The 15,210-nt window shown below is 38.9% G+C and carries 19 protein-coding genes; 4 read left to right on the top strand and 15 right to left on the bottom strand.

The window, feature by feature from the left end; all coding sequences use genetic code 11:
• Positions 1 to 254: 254 nt before the first annotated feature.
• Together HV560_RS03205 and HV560_RS03200 are read right to left on the bottom strand one after the other, a co-directional pair.
• Positions 255 to 557, bottom strand: a complete 303-nt coding sequence (locus HV560_RS03205) for a hypothetical protein (protein WP_176812132.1) — start codon at positions 555 to 557, stop codon at positions 255 to 257.
• A 14-nt stretch (positions 558 to 571) separates the two neighbouring features.
• Complete coding sequence (locus tag HV560_RS03200; RefSeq protein WP_176812131.1) at positions 572 to 1,009, bottom strand: hypothetical protein; 438 nt, start codon at positions 1,007 to 1,009, stop codon at positions 572 to 574.
• A 214-nt stretch (positions 1,010 to 1,223) separates the two neighbouring features.
• Between HV560_RS03200 and HV560_RS03195 the strand changes: the two genes are divergently transcribed.
• On the top strand, positions 1,224 to 1,484 hold the full coding sequence (locus HV560_RS03195) for a helix-turn-helix domain-containing protein (protein ID WP_176807923.1): 261 nt from the start codon (positions 1,224 to 1,226) through the stop codon (positions 1,482 to 1,484).
• A gap of 176 nt (positions 1,485 to 1,660) precedes the next feature.
• Here HV560_RS03195 and HV560_RS03190 read toward each other — a convergent pair whose 3' ends face one another.
• From HV560_RS03190 to dprA, 9 genes are all read right to left on the bottom strand, one after another.
• A complete protein-coding gene (locus tag HV560_RS03190; RefSeq protein WP_176809344.1) occupies positions 1,661 to 2,065 on the bottom strand; it encodes a type II toxin-antitoxin system VapC family toxin in 405 nt (134 codons plus the stop codon).
• Positions 2,062 to 2,301, bottom strand: coding sequence for an antitoxin (locus HV560_RS03185; RefSeq protein WP_025235144.1), 240 nt, complete (start codon positions 2,299 to 2,301; stop codon positions 2,062 to 2,064). The genes HV560_RS03190 and HV560_RS03185 overlap by 4 nt, the downstream gene beginning before the upstream one ends.
• Before the next feature lie 254 nt (positions 2,302 to 2,555).
• Positions 2,556 to 2,921 carry a 50S ribosomal protein L7/L12 gene (gene rplL / locus HV560_RS03180; RefSeq protein WP_005621166.1) on the bottom strand — a complete coding sequence of 122 codons (366 nt, stop codon included), beginning with the start codon at positions 2,919 to 2,921 and terminating at the stop codon, positions 2,556 to 2,558.
• Positions 2,922 to 2,979: 58 nt separating this feature from the next.
• A complete protein-coding gene (gene rplJ, locus HV560_RS03175) occupies positions 2,980 to 3,471 on the bottom strand; it encodes a 50S ribosomal protein L10 (RefSeq protein ID WP_159628947.1) in 492 nt (163 codons plus the stop codon).
• Between the two features lie 279 nt (positions 3,472 to 3,750).
• Entirely contained in the window at positions 3,751 to 4,440 is a 690-nt protein-coding gene (gene rplA / locus HV560_RS03170; protein WP_176807921.1) for a 50S ribosomal protein L1, read from the bottom strand.
• A gap of 4 nt (positions 4,441 to 4,444) precedes the next feature.
• Complete coding sequence (gene rplK, locus HV560_RS03165) at positions 4,445 to 4,873, bottom strand: 50S ribosomal protein L11 (protein WP_159628945.1); 429 nt, start codon at positions 4,871 to 4,873, stop codon at positions 4,445 to 4,447.
• Between the two features lie 145 nt (positions 4,874 to 5,018).
• A complete protein-coding gene (gene nusG, locus HV560_RS03160; RefSeq protein WP_176807920.1) occupies positions 5,019 to 5,582 on the bottom strand; it encodes a transcription termination/antitermination protein NusG in 564 nt (187 codons plus the stop codon).
• A 1-nt stretch (position 5,583) separates the two neighbouring features.
• Positions 5,584 to 5,997 (bottom strand): preprotein translocase subunit SecE, encoded by a 414-nt coding sequence (gene secE / locus HV560_RS03155; protein ID WP_176807919.1) that lies wholly within the window; start codon positions 5,995 to 5,997, stop codon positions 5,584 to 5,586.
• A 122-nt stretch (positions 5,998 to 6,119) separates the two neighbouring features.
• Positions 6,120 to 7,259: a DNA-processing protein DprA gene (dprA, locus tag HV560_RS03150; protein ID WP_176812130.1), complete on the bottom strand. Its 1,140-nt coding sequence runs from the start codon at positions 7,257 to 7,259 to the stop codon at positions 6,120 to 6,122.
• Positions 7,260 to 7,347: 88 nt separating this feature from the next.
• On the opposite strand from dprA, the gene def reads away from it, so the two are divergent.
• The 3 genes from def to HV560_RS03135 are packed head-to-tail and all read left to right on the top strand — an operon-like array spanning position 7,348 to position 9,131.
• Positions 7,348 to 7,887, top strand: a complete 540-nt coding sequence (def, locus tag HV560_RS03145; RefSeq protein WP_176812129.1) for a peptide deformylase — start codon at positions 7,348 to 7,350, stop codon at positions 7,885 to 7,887.
• 39 nt (positions 7,888 to 7,926) lie between these two features.
• The gene (gene rfaD / locus HV560_RS03140) at positions 7,927 to 8,853 is read left to right on the top strand and encodes an ADP-glyceromanno-heptose 6-epimerase (protein ID WP_176809347.1); all 927 of its coding nucleotides are present in this window, start codon (positions 7,927 to 7,929) and stop codon (positions 8,851 to 8,853) included.
• A gap of 35 nt (positions 8,854 to 8,888) precedes the next feature.
• Entirely contained in the window at positions 8,889 to 9,131 is a 243-nt protein-coding gene (locus HV560_RS03135; protein WP_159628937.1) for a PTS sugar transporter subunit IIB, read from the top strand.
• 47 nt (positions 9,132 to 9,178) lie between these two features.
• On the opposite strand, the gene HV560_RS03130 is transcribed toward HV560_RS03135, so the two are convergent.
• The 4 genes from HV560_RS03130 to HV560_RS03115 form a co-directional block, all read right to left on the bottom strand.
• The gene (locus HV560_RS03130) at positions 9,179 to 10,000 is read right to left on the bottom strand and encodes a MurR/RpiR family transcriptional regulator (RefSeq protein ID WP_176807911.1); all 822 of its coding nucleotides are present in this window, start codon (positions 9,998 to 10,000) and stop codon (positions 9,179 to 9,181) included.
• 137 nt (positions 10,001 to 10,137) lie between these two features.
• The gene (locus HV560_RS03125; protein WP_176812128.1) at positions 10,138 to 11,478 is read right to left on the bottom strand and encodes a PTS sugar transporter subunit IIC; all 1,341 of its coding nucleotides are present in this window, start codon (positions 11,476 to 11,478) and stop codon (positions 10,138 to 10,140) included.
• Between the two features lie 2 nt (positions 11,479 to 11,480).
• Positions 11,481 to 12,821, bottom strand: coding sequence for an alpha-L-fucosidase (locus HV560_RS03120; RefSeq protein ID WP_176812127.1), 1,341 nt, complete (start codon positions 12,819 to 12,821; stop codon positions 11,481 to 11,483).
• A 257-nt stretch (positions 12,822 to 13,078) separates the two neighbouring features.
• Positions 13,079 to 14,995 (bottom strand): bifunctional 5-dehydro-2-deoxygluconokinase/5-dehydro-2-deoxyphosphogluconate aldolase, encoded by a 1,917-nt coding sequence (locus HV560_RS03115; RefSeq protein ID WP_176809349.1) that lies wholly within the window; start codon positions 14,993 to 14,995, stop codon positions 13,079 to 13,081.
• Positions 14,996 to 15,210 lie beyond the last annotated feature (215 nt).

The following is a 15,210-nucleotide window of genomic DNA, read 5'->3' as shown; positions in this document are numbered from 1 at the left end:
GGCATTATAAAAACTGTACGAGATGTCATTTTCCAATCGCCAATCAAGCAGTCAAAAATCACTACTGCAAGCGGTCAAATTGGGCAGGAAATTTGCAATTTTTGCTGATTAAAATGACAAAATCAGCCATTGCGTTCAAGCATAAAAGGCTGACCGGTCAAGCCGTCAGCCAATTTTTGCTAAAAAAGGTTAGGAATTATAGCGGATTTTACAAAATTTGACAACAATTTGACCGCTTGTTTTTATGGGGAAAATTATTGGGTTTTCTCTTCATCTTGGGCTAATTTACTACCAAAAAATAGGCTTGCAAAACCGATAGCGAAGATAGAAATTAAGAAATAATAGCCCCATTCAACATAATTAATGGTTGCTTCTAAACCTTGGATATTCACTACATTTCCCAAAGTAAGAGCATATCCACCACTAATACATAAAACAACAATCACTTTTCCGACTTGCACTGAGCTGATTTCAAAGTCAGATATTTTACCTTGAGCTAAATACAATCCAAATCCAGCGATAATAAATAATCCAGCTAAAATAACAAAAAACACCATAATGACTAATCCTATTAGTTTTTAGCAGTTTTACATGCGTTAACGATCAAATCTGATTTAGAAAATTTTTGTCCCAACTTACCATCTACACAAGCCTTTTTTATCAAAGGTATTCCTTCATGGAAATTACCTTTATGACCTAACGCATATAAGTATCCTGTAACAAACTTACCTAAAGTATCATTTTTAGCAACCGCTCTTTGAGCATAATTATACGCATCATCAAGTTGCTTGGATTCAAAATACGTATAAGCCACATATCCTAGAGAACTAGGCTGTCCTTTTTTTACTGCTGCAATTAAATCGTCAACAGTATAAGTCATAGTTTCAAGACCATCATAAATTTGATTATATGTTGCATTCTTAGGAATTGGCTTAGCACTCACCACAGTCGAAAGAGAAAAGGTTGCAACGGTAACTAATAAAATAGATTTAAGAAATTGTTTGTACATAATAAATCCTTAGAAATGGTTTAATTAGAGATGTTTTACTTCCTATGTCAATAGGAAGTAAAGGGAGTATACTCCCTTGAAAAATTGATTTTTATTTGTTCAATTTTCCTTAAAATATTCTAGCGAGAAATTAGAATAATGATATAAACGATAGGCTACATTTAGTATTCATTAGTAGATTGATAGGTTTATCCCTAAAAACAATACTAGGAGAATGAAAAATGAAACGCTGACCAGCCACCCGATTCGACATACTTTCGCCAATAATCTTAGAAAAATCCGCCGATTAAAGGATATTTCTCAAGAGGCATTAGCATTTGACGCCGAACTGAGCCGAGCTTATATAAGTGATGTCGAAAGAGGGAAAAGAGCCATCTCAATTGATGCGATGGGGAAAATAGCCGACGCTCTAAACGTCAGCCTAATTGACCTACTGAAAAGCGACTATTCAGTAGATGATTTAATTCAAAAATAAAAAAACAAGCGGTCGTTTTTCTACCATTTTTTGCAAATAATCCCAACGTAGACTGGGGCTTGCCCCACCACTGCGATTTTAATTAAATCATTGCGACAACGTAGGGGCGAAACATCTTTCGCCCTATTCAAATATCAAATACCAAAAAGGGCAAAAAATATTTTGCCCCTACATTTTTAACACGTCCAATCTTGCCAATTTAATGCTTCAATTCGCTCGGACTCTTTGACATTATGCGTTACTAATATCGCATTACAAGCTAAAGCGTGACAAGCAATCCATAAATCATTTCCACCAATGGGCTTGCCTTGTAACTTCAATTTATTTGCCCAAACACCATAAAATTCACAGATTTTTTCATTTGGGTAAACAACTGAAATACGTTGTTTCAACTTTTCGATATTCGCTAAGGCTTTTTCCGGATTAGCACTGCCATTTGCTCCTTTAAGTAACTCAGCGTAGGTAATAAAGCTCATAACTAATTGATCACTTGGCGTAAGTTGTGCCACACGTTCTGCCACTGCAAGCGGTCGATTTTTCATTAAATAAATCAAAATATTGGTATCAAGCATATAGATCATAAATCATCTCGCTCTTGTGGTGGAGATGTATCACGATCTTCCAATGCCTGAATAAAATCATCATCAAAATCGGAAAATAAAGCCAGAAACTCCATATCGGCTTGAGGTTTCACCGGACGCAAAATAACATCACCATTCTGCCCCTGTAGAATCTCGACGGTATCTACATCAAAACGGAAATCAAACGGAATCCTCACCGCTTGGCTATTACCACTTTGGAAGACTTTTGTTCGCATACCACACCTCAATATATACATTAAATATCGAGAGTATATACTATGCTTATTTTTCATTGATTGCAATAGCCGGTTTTATGCACAATAGATATGTTTATACAATAAACATATCTATTGAAATCTAATAACAAGCAGTCGTTTTTCTGCCATTTTTTGCAAAAAATCGGATAAAAATCACCGCTTACAAAAACAAAACCCCGATGTTTCCATCGGGGTTTGTTGAACTTGAAGTTCGGGGAAAGTTAAATCAAAAATTATTTGATTTCTACTTTCGCACCAGCTTCTTCTAATTCTTTCTTAAGTGCTTCAGCTTCACCTTTAGAGATGCCTTCTTTTAAGGCTGCAGGTGCAGATTCAACTAAGTCTTTAGCTTCTTTTAAGCCTAAACCTGTTGCACCACGTACTGCTTTGATTACTGCAACTTTGTTAGCACCAGCTTCTGCTAAGATTACATCAAACTCAGTTTTCTCTTCTGCTGCCGCTGCTGCTGGAGCTGCTGCTGCAACTGCTGCCGCTGCTGAAACGCCGAATTTTTCTTCCATCGCTGTGATTAATTCAACGATTTCTGATACTGATTTAGAAGCAATCGCTTCAATGATTTGTTCGTTAGTTAATGACATAACAATCGATTCCTAAAGTAAAATAAGTTGTTAAACGAATAAAGAAGAGTGCTTAAAATTAAGCTGCTGCTTCCATTTGATCGCGTAATGCTGCAAGAGTGCGAACAAGTTTGCCTGCCGCAGCTTCTTTCATTGTGCCCATTAAACGTGCAATTGCTTCTTCGTAAGTTGGTAAGGTTGCTAAGAATGCAACATCTTGTGTTTTACCTTCAAAGGCTGCACCTTTAACTTCAAACTCTTTGTTTGTTTTCGCAAATTCAGTGAATAAACGTGCTGCTGCACCTGGATGTTCATTCGAGAATGCGATAAGAGTTGGACCTGTAAACGTATCTTTTAAGCATTCGAAATCTGTGCCTTCCACTGCACGACGTAATAAAGTATTACGCACTACCTGCATTGTAACGCCAGCTTCACGTGCTGATTTACGTAACTCAGTCATTTTTTCAACTGTCACGCCACGAGAATCCGCAACAACAGCTGAAAGTGCACCTTTGGCAGCTTCGTTTACTTCAGCAACAATCGCTTGTTTGTCTTGAAGATTTAATGCCATTGGTTTTAGCTCCTGATACACTCTGCCTTTTCAAGCAGAATTTACAAAAAATCCCAAAAATATCACCGCTTGTAATAAGCGGCAATCTTCTGAGCCTAAGGTGTACAGAAGCAGAAAATTCTGTCTGTTCACCATCTATGTAGGATTATTAAGTTTTCACCCCTACAGTCTTAGACGGGGCTTAGATAGGCTAAGCACCATCAGCTTGCTCTCGCAAGTTAAGGTCGCAAATTATACAGATAATCTGCGACCCTGTAAAGTTTTAACTTCTGTCAGAAATTAAAGTGATGCCTGATCAACTGCAACACCCGCACCCATAGTAGTAGAAATGCTTACTTTCTTGATGAAGATACCTTTTGCCGTTGTTGGTTTAGCTTTAGTTAATGCAGCTAATAACGCTTGAAGGTTTTCTGTTAATTGCTCAGGTGAGAAATCTGCTTTACCAATAGTCGTATGGATAATACCATTTTTGTCGTTACGGTAGCGGATCTGACCTGATTTAGCATTTTTAACGGCGTCAGCCACGTTTGGAGTCACTGTACCCACTTTTGGGTTTGGCATCAAGCCACGTGGACCTAATACTTGACCTAATTGACCTACAACACGCATTGCATCTGGAGAAGCGATAACAACATCAAAGTTCATTTCGCCTTTTTTGATTTGCTCTGCAAGATCTTCCATACCCACTAAATCTGCACCAGCTGCTTTCGCTGCGTCTGCATTTGCACCTTGTGTAAACACTGCAACACGAGCTGTACGACCTGTACCGTGTGGTAACACAGTTGCACCACGCACATTTTGGTCTGATTTACGAGGGTCGATACCTAAGTTTACTGCAACATCAACACTTTCAACGAATTTAGCGGTTGCGAATTGTTTTAATACTGCAATCGCTTCGTTGATTTCGTACGCTTTAGTAGAATCTACGCCAGCTTTAATTGCTTTCATTTTTTTAGTCAATTTAGCCATTGTATTATTCCTCTACGATTAAGCCCATTGAACGAGCAGTACCAGCGATTGATTTCATTTTCGTTTCGATAGTTGAACCTGTCATATCTGCTGCTTTAGTTTCAGCAATTTGACGGATTTGATCTTGAGTTACTGTACCTACTTTATCTTTATTCGGTTTACCAGAACCTGATTTGATACCTACCGCTTTTTTCAGTAATACTGCTGCAGGAGGTGTTTTGGTAACGAATGTGAAAGATTTATCAGCGTAAACGGTAATCACAACAGGAATTGGTAAACCTTTTTCTAAGCTCTCAGTACGAGCGTTGAATGCTTTACAGAATTCCATAATGTTAACACCTTGTTGACCTAATGCAGGACCAACTGGTGGTGATGGGTTAGCCATACCCGCTGCAACTTGCAGTTTAACGTAGGCTTGGACTTTTTTTGCCATTTTAGTTTCCTTTGTTGTGGGTTATAACGCTGAAAATCAGCTCCCCTGTGTTTTACATAAAAAATACGAGCTAAATTAAACAGCTCGTATGAAGTCGGGATTATAAAGAACTAACGTTCGTTTTTCAAGCACTATTTATCGCTAATTAACTCTGTTTTTCAACCTGACCGAACTCAAGCTCAACGGGTGTTGCACGACCGAAAATAGACACAGACACTTTCAAGCGGCCTTTTTCGTAATCGACTTCTTCCACGGTTCCAGCAAAATCTGCAAATGGACCTTCCGTGACTCGAATGCTTTCACCTGGTTGGAACTCTTTTCTATGACGTGGTTTTTCTGCCGTTTCTTGAACACGGTTTAGAATGCGATCTGCTTCACGCTTGGTAATGGGCGCAGGACGATCTGCTGTTCCGCCAATAAAGCCCATTACACGAGGCACGCTTTTTACTAAGTGCCAGGTGTCATCATTCATTTCCATTTCAACTAACACATAGCCTGGAAAGAATTTACGCTCAGTTTTACGGCGTTTGCCACCCACATTTTCTACAACTTCTTCTGTTGGCACTAATACTTCGCCAAATTGCTCTTCCATTTTATGAAGTTTGATGTATTCGCGTAATGTTACTGCCACACGGTTTTCAAAACCTGAAAATGCTTGTAATACATACCAACGTTTTGAGCTGCTTTCGTTTACTTCTACTTCACTCATTTTAGAACCTTAAATTTGTTAAAAATGTAATCAATGCTACAATAATTGAATCAATACCCCATAGCACTAATGCTACCACCACGCACATTGCAAGTACGATTAACGTGGTTTGGGTTGCCTCAGAGCGAGTTGGCCAAATAATTTTGCGAAGCTCTGTACGAGAATCTTTTATAAAATGAATTGCTTTTTGACCTTGATTAGTCATAGCTGCTAGTGCTACTGCCCCAATCAATAAAACCACCAATAAAAGCACTCGAACAATTAATGAAAAGTGTGATGCAAAATAAGTATTTCCTACCGCTGCTACAACTAAAAGAGCAATCGATAATACCCATAATACTGTATTCACGCCTTTACTTTTTAACCCTTTGTGTTCAACTTGTTCAAGGGACTTTGTTTTAATCTCAGTAGCCATATATAACCTAGAAATGAATAAAAAATCGAACATTTATTTTTAAAGCGTTAAATTCTATCATTTTCTACAAAAGTTGCCACGATCTTTTATATATTTTCGCTAAATTTCTTTATAAACAGCGATTAGTTTACCACATACCCTCCACTTATCTGCTTAATCACGCCTAATAATTCTAACCCGAGCAATTCCACTAATAATGTTTCTACTGGCATTTCTGTTACCTTTGCTAGATCATCAATAGAAATTGGATCTAAGCTAATATGTTGATAAATGCTCTGCTGACAAGCGGTTAAATTTGGCGTATTTTTTGCAAAAAAATGCTCTTTTTTCACCGCTTGTAAAGGTTTGCTTACCACTGTTTGAGACGCTTTAAACAAAGGGATTTGCTGGGGTTGGTATTGGTGAGCAACAGCTTCTAAAATATCCTCAACAGTTTCAACTAACAACGCCCCTTCTTTAATTAATTTGTGACAGCCTTGAGCATACGGATTTTGCACTGCATTCGGTAAGGCAAAAACCTCTCTGCCTTGTTCCAACGCATAACGAGCGGTAATCAGTGAGCCACTATTAAGCGTTGCTTCAATAACTAAAGTGCCGAGCGACAAACCACTAATAATTCGATTACGACGAGGAAAATTTTCTGCCACCGGCGGCTGATTAGGCGAAAACTCCGACACCAATGCACCACCTAAATCAACAATTTGTTCGGCTAATTTTTTATGGCGAGCAGGATAGACTTGATTTAATCCACTCCCTAACACGGCAATCGTTATGCCTTGTTCCATAACGATTTTTTGATGGGCAAAACCGTCAATACCAATGGCTAAACCGCTGGTAATGATAATATTATGGCGAGCTAATTCGGCAGCAAATTGCCCAGCCCAATATTCACCATAATGAGAATAGTCTCGGCTGCCAACAATCGCAATTTGTGGCAGAGAAAGGCTTTCCACATTTCCCTTTACATAAATTAACGGTGGCGCAGTCGAAATTTGTTTTAAGAGAAACGGATAATTTTCATCAAAGAGTGTCACAATTTGCTGATTTGGCAATTCTGACCAAGTCATCGCCTGATCAATCCATTTTTGATCAGGATTAAACCAACGTTGAATTTGCTTTTCATTCCAACCTATTTGTTTGAGTTGAAGTTTGTCATAGTGGCAAAATTCAGCAAAATTGAGTTCCGCCAATAATCGCCCTATACGTTGAGCCCCCATTTGCGGCACTTGTAATAATCGTAATAAATCGTAGTGATATGCCATATTTTCATCCTCAAAATTTCCCTAATAATAAGAAAAGGTTTAAAATAGCCAAACGAATTTTTTAAACTTTTCGAGAGAGATCACAAAAATGGCAGTATTAGATGTTGTACTCTATCCTGATGAGGGGTTAGCAACGATGTGTGAACCTGTAGAACAGGTTGATGAAAAATTAAATCGTTTCATTGATGATATGTTTGAAACAATGTACGAACACGAAGGCATTGGGCTTGCAGCCCCGCAAGTAGGCGTATTAAAACGTGTGATTACCATTGATATTGAGGGCGATAAAACCAACCAAGTGGTGCTAATCAACCCAGAAATTTTAGAAAGTAGCGGCGAAGCAGGCATTGAAGAGGGCTGCCTTTCTATTCCAGGACACAGGGCATTAGTGCCACGCAAAGCAAAATTAAAAGTCAAAGCCCTTAACCGAAAAGGCGAAGAAATTACCTTTGAGGCAGATGAACTTTTCGCTATCTGTATTCAGCACGAAATCGACCACCTAAATGGTGTGTTATTTGTAGATCATATCTCAGCTCTCAAACGCCAACGCATTAAAGAAAAAATGCAGAAGCTGAAAAAGCAGATGAAAAAGCAAAGCAACCAATTACAAGCGGTTAAAAAAGCATAAAAATTTGCAAATTCAACACAACAAAGAAAGGATAGAAAAATGATTATTGTAACTGGTGGCGCTGGAATGATTGGCAGTAATATTGTCAAAGCGTTAAATGAAATTGGCCGTACTGATATTTTAGTGGTAGATAACCTAAAAAACGGCGAAAAATTTATCAACCTAGTTGATTTAAATATTGCCGACTACTGCGATAAAGAAGACTTTATCGCCTCAATTATTGCTGGCGATGATTTTGGCAATATTGATGCTGTTTTCCATCAAGGGGCTTGCTCTGCAACAACTGAATGGGACGGAAAATACTTAATGCAAAATAACTACGAATATTCAAAAGAGTTATTGCATTTCTGCTTAGATCGCCAAATTCCATTTTTCTACGCGTCTAGTGCGGCAACCTATGGCGGACGCTCTGATAATTTTATCGAAAAACGTGAATTTGAAAGCCCATTAAATGCTTACGGCTACTCCAAGTTCTTGTTTGATGAATATATTAGACGTATTCTGCCAGAAGCGGAATCTCCAGTTTGTGGCTTCAAATACTTTAACGTTTATGGTCCGCGTGAACAGCACAAAGGCTCAATGGCAAGTGTGGCTTTCCATCTCAACAACCAAATGCTAAAAGGCGAAAACCCAAAATTATTTGCAGGATCAGAACAATTTTTACGCGATTTTATCTATGTAGAAGATGTAGCAAAAGTAAACATTTGGGCATGGCAACACAACATTTCAGGCATTTTTAATCTTGGCACAGGTCAAGCAGAATCTTTCCAAGAAGTTGCAAATGCAGTAATTAAATATCACGGTAAAGGGGAAATAGAAACCATTCCATTCCCAGATCATTTAAAATCTCGCTACCAAACCTTTACTCAAGCCGATTTAACTAAGCTAAGAGCGGCAGGCTATACAGATAACTTTAAAACGGTCGCAGAAGGAACCGCCGAGTATATGGCTTGGCTGAATGGATAATTTTTTCTAAAATGTTCTTTCCAAAAGGAGGAGAGATGTCTAATACAGATATTATCACTAAAATCATAACTGCTCTTGGTAATAAAGAGAATATTAGAACCTTAGATGCCTGTTTAACTCGCTTGAGGGTGGTATTAAATAACAACAATTTACTTAATAAACCCGCATTAAAAAAGATGGGGGCGATAGATGTGGTAAAAGTTGGCAATACTCAACAAATTATTTTTGGTACGAAATCTGCCGAATATTGTGATGAGATCAAAGCTCTAATTAGCTAATAAATAAAAATAGACCTGCACTCTACAGGTCTATTTTTATTGAGTTATTAAGCTTTTTTCAGTGCAAGTGAAACCGCTATTGTTTGAGCTAAAGTCATAGTGGCACACTGAGAGCGAAAGCCACTGACTTGGGCTTCTTTAATAATAAAAGAAACATCACTAAAAGAAAGTAGTGGGCTAAGCTGGCTATCTGTAATTGCAATATGCTTTACACCAGAGCGTGAAGTTGCTGTCACAATGTTTAATGTCTCATTAGCATAAGGTGAAAAACTTACCGCTATAACGGTATCGCCCTCACGAATTCGGCTAAGTTGCTCATCAAACATTCCACCAGAACCATCGATCATAAATACATCATAATCTAAATGATGCAACGCATAATTTAAATAGTTAGCAATACTAAACGATCGCTTTAAGCCAACAATAAAAATGCGATTGGCATTATGCAAAATCTCTACTGTTTGTGCTAATTGCTCTTGGCTAATTTGTTCAGACAATTGTTGCATCGCTTGAGTATTGCCTTGTACAAACACATCAAGAATATGATTAAGTTCATTATCCTCATCAAGCGGTTCAATTTGACGAAAAAGTTGCACTCTCTCGGTGTAACGAGAGGTACCTTCCATCATATTTTGACGATAAAGCTGTTTGATTTCATTAAACCCACTAAATCCCATCGCATTCGCAAAGCGAATAAGCGTTGATGGCGGAACGCCAGCTCGCTCAGCAATGACAGAAACTGTATCAAATACTACACTATTTCCGTTATCTAAAATATATTGTGCCACTTGCTTAAGGCGTTTACTCAAACCGTCATACTGCTTACGGATCTCCTCTTGAAAATGGGCAAGTTGGGTAGGTTCATTCATTTCTTTTTCCTAGTTATTAAAATAATTGGCTAAATGCACCGCACTATTTTAGCAACAAGCGGTTGAAATTTCGAAAAAATTTGCAAAAAAATGACTATTCACTTGGAATAGCCATTTCATTTTTTGCTTTTTAAACGTTATTGTGCCGCTAATTTTGCTTTTTCAATCAACTCTTTTTGCTCTTCTTCGCTCAGAGTTTGTGATTTTTCTTTCTCTACACAAATTTTTTCATACATTTTGAAGAATGGGTAGTAGATGAAAATATCCAAAATAATCAAAGCGATACTTAAAATTGGTGCCCAAATATCACCCGCGGAAACTAAGTATGCTCCGATGGGTGCTGGTGTTGTCCAAGGAGCCATCAAGTAAATGCGATGGATTAGGTCAAAATCTAAAATGAGATAAGCAATTACTGCATTTGCTAATGGAGCTAAAATCAACGGGATAAAAAATAGCGGGTTCACCACCATTGGCACGCCGTACACAATTGGCTCACCGATAGAGAAGAATGACGGTACCAAACCAATTTTACCAATTGAACGCAAGTGTACAGATTTACTACGAACAAGTAAGAAGGCTAACGCAATTACTCCACCTGATGCGCCATGGACAATATAAAAATCCCAGAATGAGTTAGTGATGATAAACGGTAATGGCTCTCCTGCTTGGAATGCTGCTAAATTTGCCGCCATATTTTGTAATAAGAATGGTGTCCAGAGTTGCATTAATACTAGCGAACCATTAATCCCCAAGAACCAGAGCAAGTGTGTTGCAATAACAAAGAGACAAATTGCTCCTAAGGAATCACTCACAGCAATAAGCGGAGCCATAAAGTCCATAATCAACTGTGGAATATTTCTACCAGTTTCACTTTCTACCCAAATTGAGAACGGGTAGAGCGTAAGTAAAATGGCTAAAATTGGAATTACAATATTAAGTGATTCAGCCACTGCGTGTGGCACTTCTTTTGGTAAGCTTATCTTAATTTTTAAGAACTCTAACAAGCGGGTCATTTCCACTGAATAAATGGCAATAAAGATTGCAGAGAAAAGCCCGATGCCGCCAAAGAATTTGATGTCCATCATTCCATCTTTCACTGGCGTTGCTACTAATAAAAATGCCATCACAGAGAGGAATGCAGCAGGTAGAGGTTCCCGTTTATAGGCTTTAGCAAGGTTATAAGCAATACTGGCTGAGGTAAAAAGCGAAATAGCATTAAAGGACATTTGGAAGAAATTCCAACCATAAGGACTTGCCCAATTAGAGAACCTCCACCAAGCTTGACCGAATGCATTAGTTGTATTTTCATCAAACGGAGGAATCAGCAAAATCATAATAAAGCTACCAACAATCAAAAATGGTAGCACAACAATAAAGCCGTCACGAATGGCGGAAATGTGCGGTTGATTTTCCATACGGCGTGCTACTGGGGCAACGTGCGTATTCATAAAATCAATAAAACGTTGTGAAATGCTCATAGTTATTTTCCCTCATTAGCAATTTTAAAGCCCAATACATACCAATCTGGTTGGTAATTTTGAATATGTAGTACTCGACCTTGTAGACCTAGTTCTACTTCAAACTGTAATTCAGGATTAAGAGCGTGCAGCTCGCCATATACCGATAACGGCAACTTAGCCTCCCTCTCGGTTAAACCATCAATATAGAGGTAGAGATCTTGTCCGACATTAGTATAGCGATAAGTTACATCACCCACTTTCTCAGTTGGCTGTTGGCTACAACGGGATTTATAAATACCCTCTCCGTTAATATCTAACCAAGCTCCTAAGGCTAACAAACGTTCAACCTGCTCCTCTGGGATTGTACCATCCGCTTTCGGACCTATATTCAGCAATAAGTTGCCATTATCTGCAACTGTTTCAACCAACAATGAAATTAGATCTTTCACTGAAATTAGATGGCTTTCATCTTCTACTTGGTTATAACCAAACGACAGTCCCATTCCACGACACATCTCCCATTTTTTCTCACGAGAAGCTACACCGTGTTTGTACTCTTTAGAAGTGAAATCGCACCAGAGTTTGTTCCAACGATCATCAACTACGCCACCTTGAACAGTGTTGTAATAATGGGCAAACAAATGTGGTAGCATATGCTCGCCGACCAATGGCCAACCAATATCATTCCATAATACTTCTGGTTTATAACGATCAATTAACTCAATAACTTGTTTGTACGCATAGTCTGCATATTCATAGGTTGGGCAAGCATTTGAGAAATTTTGGCTCTCGGTAAAAATAGGAACAGAGGAATAAGTCCAATCAATAATGCCAGAGTAGTACGCCCCCATTTTTAAACCTTGACCACGTATATGGTCAGTTAACTCTCCCATAATATCGCGTTTTGGCCCCTGCAAAGTGGCATTGAAATCGGTGTATTTGCTTGGGAACAAACAGAAGCCATCGTGATGTTTAGTCGTTAATACCACATATTTTGCCCCTGCCTTAGCAAACAACTCTGCCCACGCTTTCGGCTGCCATTTTTCAGCTTTCCACTGAGGAATAAAATCATTGTAGGCAAAATCTTCGCCGTAGGTTTTCAAATGATGTTCGTAAGTCGGGCCTTTCTTCACATTAATAGAATTTGCATACCATTCTGCATAGGGGTTATTGCAGAACCACTGTTCATCAATATCAATTTCGCCTAACTGGCAAGTTGGCGGGGCAAAAGCAGGCACAGAATAGATCCCCCAGTGGATAAAAATACCGAATTTTGCATCCTCATACCATTCTGGGACTTGATGTTGCTTTATTGATTCCCAACTGGCATGAAATCGAGTTGGCGAAGCGTTTTTATTCATACATAGACTCCTATTCAAACAGAATGAAACTGAAATATATTTTTCATTATTTGCAAAAGTAAAACCATTTATTTCATAAAATGAACGGGAATTTATATCTAGAATGTGAACTGCTTCACATTTACTCCATTTTGCGAAAAGAGGAATTTGCCCGATATTTCTCTTTTTAAGAAAATTCGGGCATCAAGCGGTCCTATTTCAGCAATTTTTACAAAAGAAAACCCCTCACATCAGCGAGGGGTTTAGGTAGGATGACATTAGCGTTTTTGCCAGAGGTCAATTAAGGTTCTATATTTTTCTGATACAGCTTGAATCAATGCATGATCATCTAATTGTCCTGCAAGCCATTTTTCTGACGGTTCACCGAAAATAGTTCTGCCTACCGCAAAACCTTTTACTTTTTCACAGCCTCTGGCTTGTTCAAAGGTGGCTTTAAATACATCAAGCGGTGCATCTAAACCTAATATCAGAATACCACGACAATCTGGGTCATTCTCTTCAATAGTCGCAGAAATTGCTTGCCATTGGGCTGTTGAAACACCTGGTAATTTCCACCACTCTGGTTTAATACCAAGTTGATAGAAATGGGTAATCGCTTCGTTGTAATACTGTTCGTCCTGCGGCATATCGGCTGGCAGAATAATTTCTAACAACAATTCGTGACCAGTACGGCTGCACGCTTGATACACCTCTTTCAATTTGCGATCTTGGCGAGCTTTTAAACCGCTTTCATCATTCGGATGATAGAACGCCAAACATTTAATTACATGATCACGAGGAAATGAAGCCAGTTGTGTACCAAGATCGCCATATTCGAGCTCTAACGGACGAGAAGATGGCTCTTCAATTGGGCGTGCAATCCAGTAATTTGTTCCAGTAATCTCATTTAACGCATCTTGCCCGAAAGTAGTGTCCGCTAAAATCCCTGCTTGATTTTGCAGAAGTCCTGCCTCCGCTGCGGTCTGCTCCATCGCTTTTAACAGAAGTTGTTTGAGCTTCGGAATACGATCGACATCTGCCCCGACTTTGTTCGCCATATCCACCAGCTGTTTGCGGTGGTCGAACGCAAAAATACAAAGATTTTCCCATGATTTTTTGCGGGTAGTGACGCGGTGCAAATGGTTAAGGCGTTCATCTAAATCAGGACGAGGCACGCTTTCTGCACGAGTGAGATAATCATCTAGCTCACGCTTAGTAGGCATTGCAGGAGAACAACCGTGACGAGAAACCACTAACGCACCACAAGCATTCGCATAACGACAAGCTTGCTCCCAACCTTCATTATTTAAGTAACCACGTAGTAAACCAGACATAAAGGCATCACCTGCTCCCAGCACATTTAGCACTTCAACACGCACGCCATACACATTCAAACCACCATCTAGATCATCAGGTAATTCCCCCTCAAATACCGAGCAGCCTAATGCTCCACGTTTGCACACTAATGTTGCCTTCGACACTTTACGTACATTTTTCAATGCCGTGAGCGTATCCGTTGAGCCACCTGCAATATGGAACTCTTCTTCCGTACCGACAATCACATCGAAATGATGTAACACTTCTTGTAAAGATTTCGTTACTTCTGCACTATCAATATAACGGGTCTCTCCATCGCCGAGTGAGGTCAATCCCCATAGCACAGGACGATAGTCAATATCTAAAGCACGTTTTACCTCATTTCTACCTGCATATTCTAAGGCAGTCAACACTGCTTCACGGGTCTTTGGATTAGAAAGGTGCGTACCAGTGATTGCCAATGCACGACTAGAAGCAATATACGCCTCACTAAAATCATCTTTGGTAATTGCCATATCCGCACAGTTATCACGATAAAAAATTAAAGGAAAGGTCTCTTTATCCTTGATTCCTAATATCACCAATGCGGTTAAACGTTCTTTATCGGTAATTAAATGGCTGGTATCGACGCCAACACTTTGCAATTCTTCGCGCAGGAAACGCCCCATATGCTCATCGCCCACACGAGCCAACATTGAAGAACGCAAACCTTGAACCGCGGTACCATAAGCGACATTACCCGATGAACCGCCTAAATATTTGGCAAAAGTTGTCATCTCTTCTAAACGAGAACCGATTTGCTGCCCGTATAAATCGACAGCTACTCGCCCTAAACAGATTAAATCCAACGGACGATCTTGATGATTAACAGTCGTCATAAAGTACTCCTTTCAATGAAAATTTGTTTCAACTTTACTTATAATACAAAAACGAAATTTTTATTTCAATTTTATTCTATTTAAATTATCATTTCTGTGATCTTACTCTCACTTTGCACTAAAATGCCGCGAATTAGTAAAAATGTGAGGCTGCTCACATCTTTTTTTTAATTTTGCTGATAAAATAATGAAATAAAATTTTCATTTTGCAAGTT

This window comes from Mannheimia pernigra (genome assembly GCF_013377995.1).
In the GTDB taxonomy this organism is placed as follows: Bacteria; Pseudomonadota; Gammaproteobacteria; order Enterobacterales; family Pasteurellaceae; genus Mannheimia; species Mannheimia pernigra.
Note: the sequence above shows the minus strand (reverse complement) of the source record. Positions and strands in the feature narration are given on the sequence as shown.

Coding starts and splice junctions, on each gene's coding strand:
- rfaD (WP_176809347.1), top strand. CDS start 7,927: ATGATTATTGTAACTGGTGGCGCTGGAATGATTGGCAGTAATATTGTC.
- HV560_RS03130 (WP_176807911.1), bottom strand. CDS start 10,000: ATGAATGAACCTACCCAACTTGCCCATTTTCAAGAGGAGATCCGTAAG.
- rplL (WP_005621166.1), bottom strand. CDS start 2,921: ATGTCATTAACTAACGAACAAATCATTGAAGCGATTGCTTCTAAATCA.
- HV560_RS03205 (WP_176812132.1), bottom strand. CDS start 557: ATGGTGTTTTTTGTTATTTTAGCTGGATTATTTATTATCGCTGGATTT.
- HV560_RS03190 (WP_176809344.1), bottom strand. CDS start 2,065: ATGATCTATATGCTTGATACCAATATTTTGATTTATTTAATGAAAAAT.
- def (WP_176812129.1), top strand. CDS start 7,348: ATGGCAGTATTAGATGTTGTACTCTATCCTGATGAGGGGTTAGCAACG.
- HV560_RS03120 (WP_176812127.1), bottom strand. CDS start 12,821: ATGAATAAAAACGCTTCGCCAACTCGATTTCATGCCAGTTGGGAATCA.
- HV560_RS03195 (WP_176807923.1), top strand. CDS start 1,224: ATGAAAAATGAAACGCTGACCAGCCACCCGATTCGACATACTTTCGCC.
- rplK (WP_159628945.1), bottom strand. CDS start 4,873: ATGGCAAAAAAAGTCCAAGCCTACGTTAAACTGCAAGTTGCAGCGGGT.
- nusG (WP_176807920.1), bottom strand. CDS start 5,582: ATGAGTGAAGTAGAAGTAAACGAAAGCAGCTCAAAACGTTGGTATGTA.
- HV560_RS03115 (WP_176809349.1), bottom strand. CDS start 14,995: ATGACGACTGTTAATCATCAAGATCGTCCGTTGGATTTAATCTGTTTA.
- rplJ (WP_159628947.1), bottom strand. CDS start 3,471: ATGGCATTAAATCTTCAAGACAAACAAGCGATTGTTGCTGAAGTAAAC.
- HV560_RS03135 (WP_159628937.1), top strand. CDS start 8,889: ATGTCTAATACAGATATTATCACTAAAATCATAACTGCTCTTGGTAAT.
- HV560_RS03200 (WP_176812131.1), bottom strand. CDS start 1,009: ATGTACAAACAATTTCTTAAATCTATTTTATTAGTTACCGTTGCAACC.
- rplA (WP_176807921.1), bottom strand. CDS start 4,440: ATGGCTAAATTGACTAAAAAAATGAAAGCAATTAAAGCTGGCGTAGAT.
- secE (WP_176807919.1), bottom strand. CDS start 5,997: ATGGCTACTGAGATTAAAACAAAGTCCCTTGAACAAGTTGAACACAAA.
- HV560_RS03125 (WP_176812128.1), bottom strand. CDS start 11,478: ATGAGCATTTCACAACGTTTTATTGATTTTATGAATACGCACGTTGCC.
- HV560_RS03185 (WP_025235144.1), bottom strand. CDS start 2,301: ATGCGAACAAAAGTCTTCCAAAGTGGTAATAGCCAAGCGGTGAGGATT.
- dprA (WP_176812130.1), bottom strand. CDS start 7,259: ATGGCATATCACTACGATTTATTACGATTATTACAAGTGCCGCAAATG.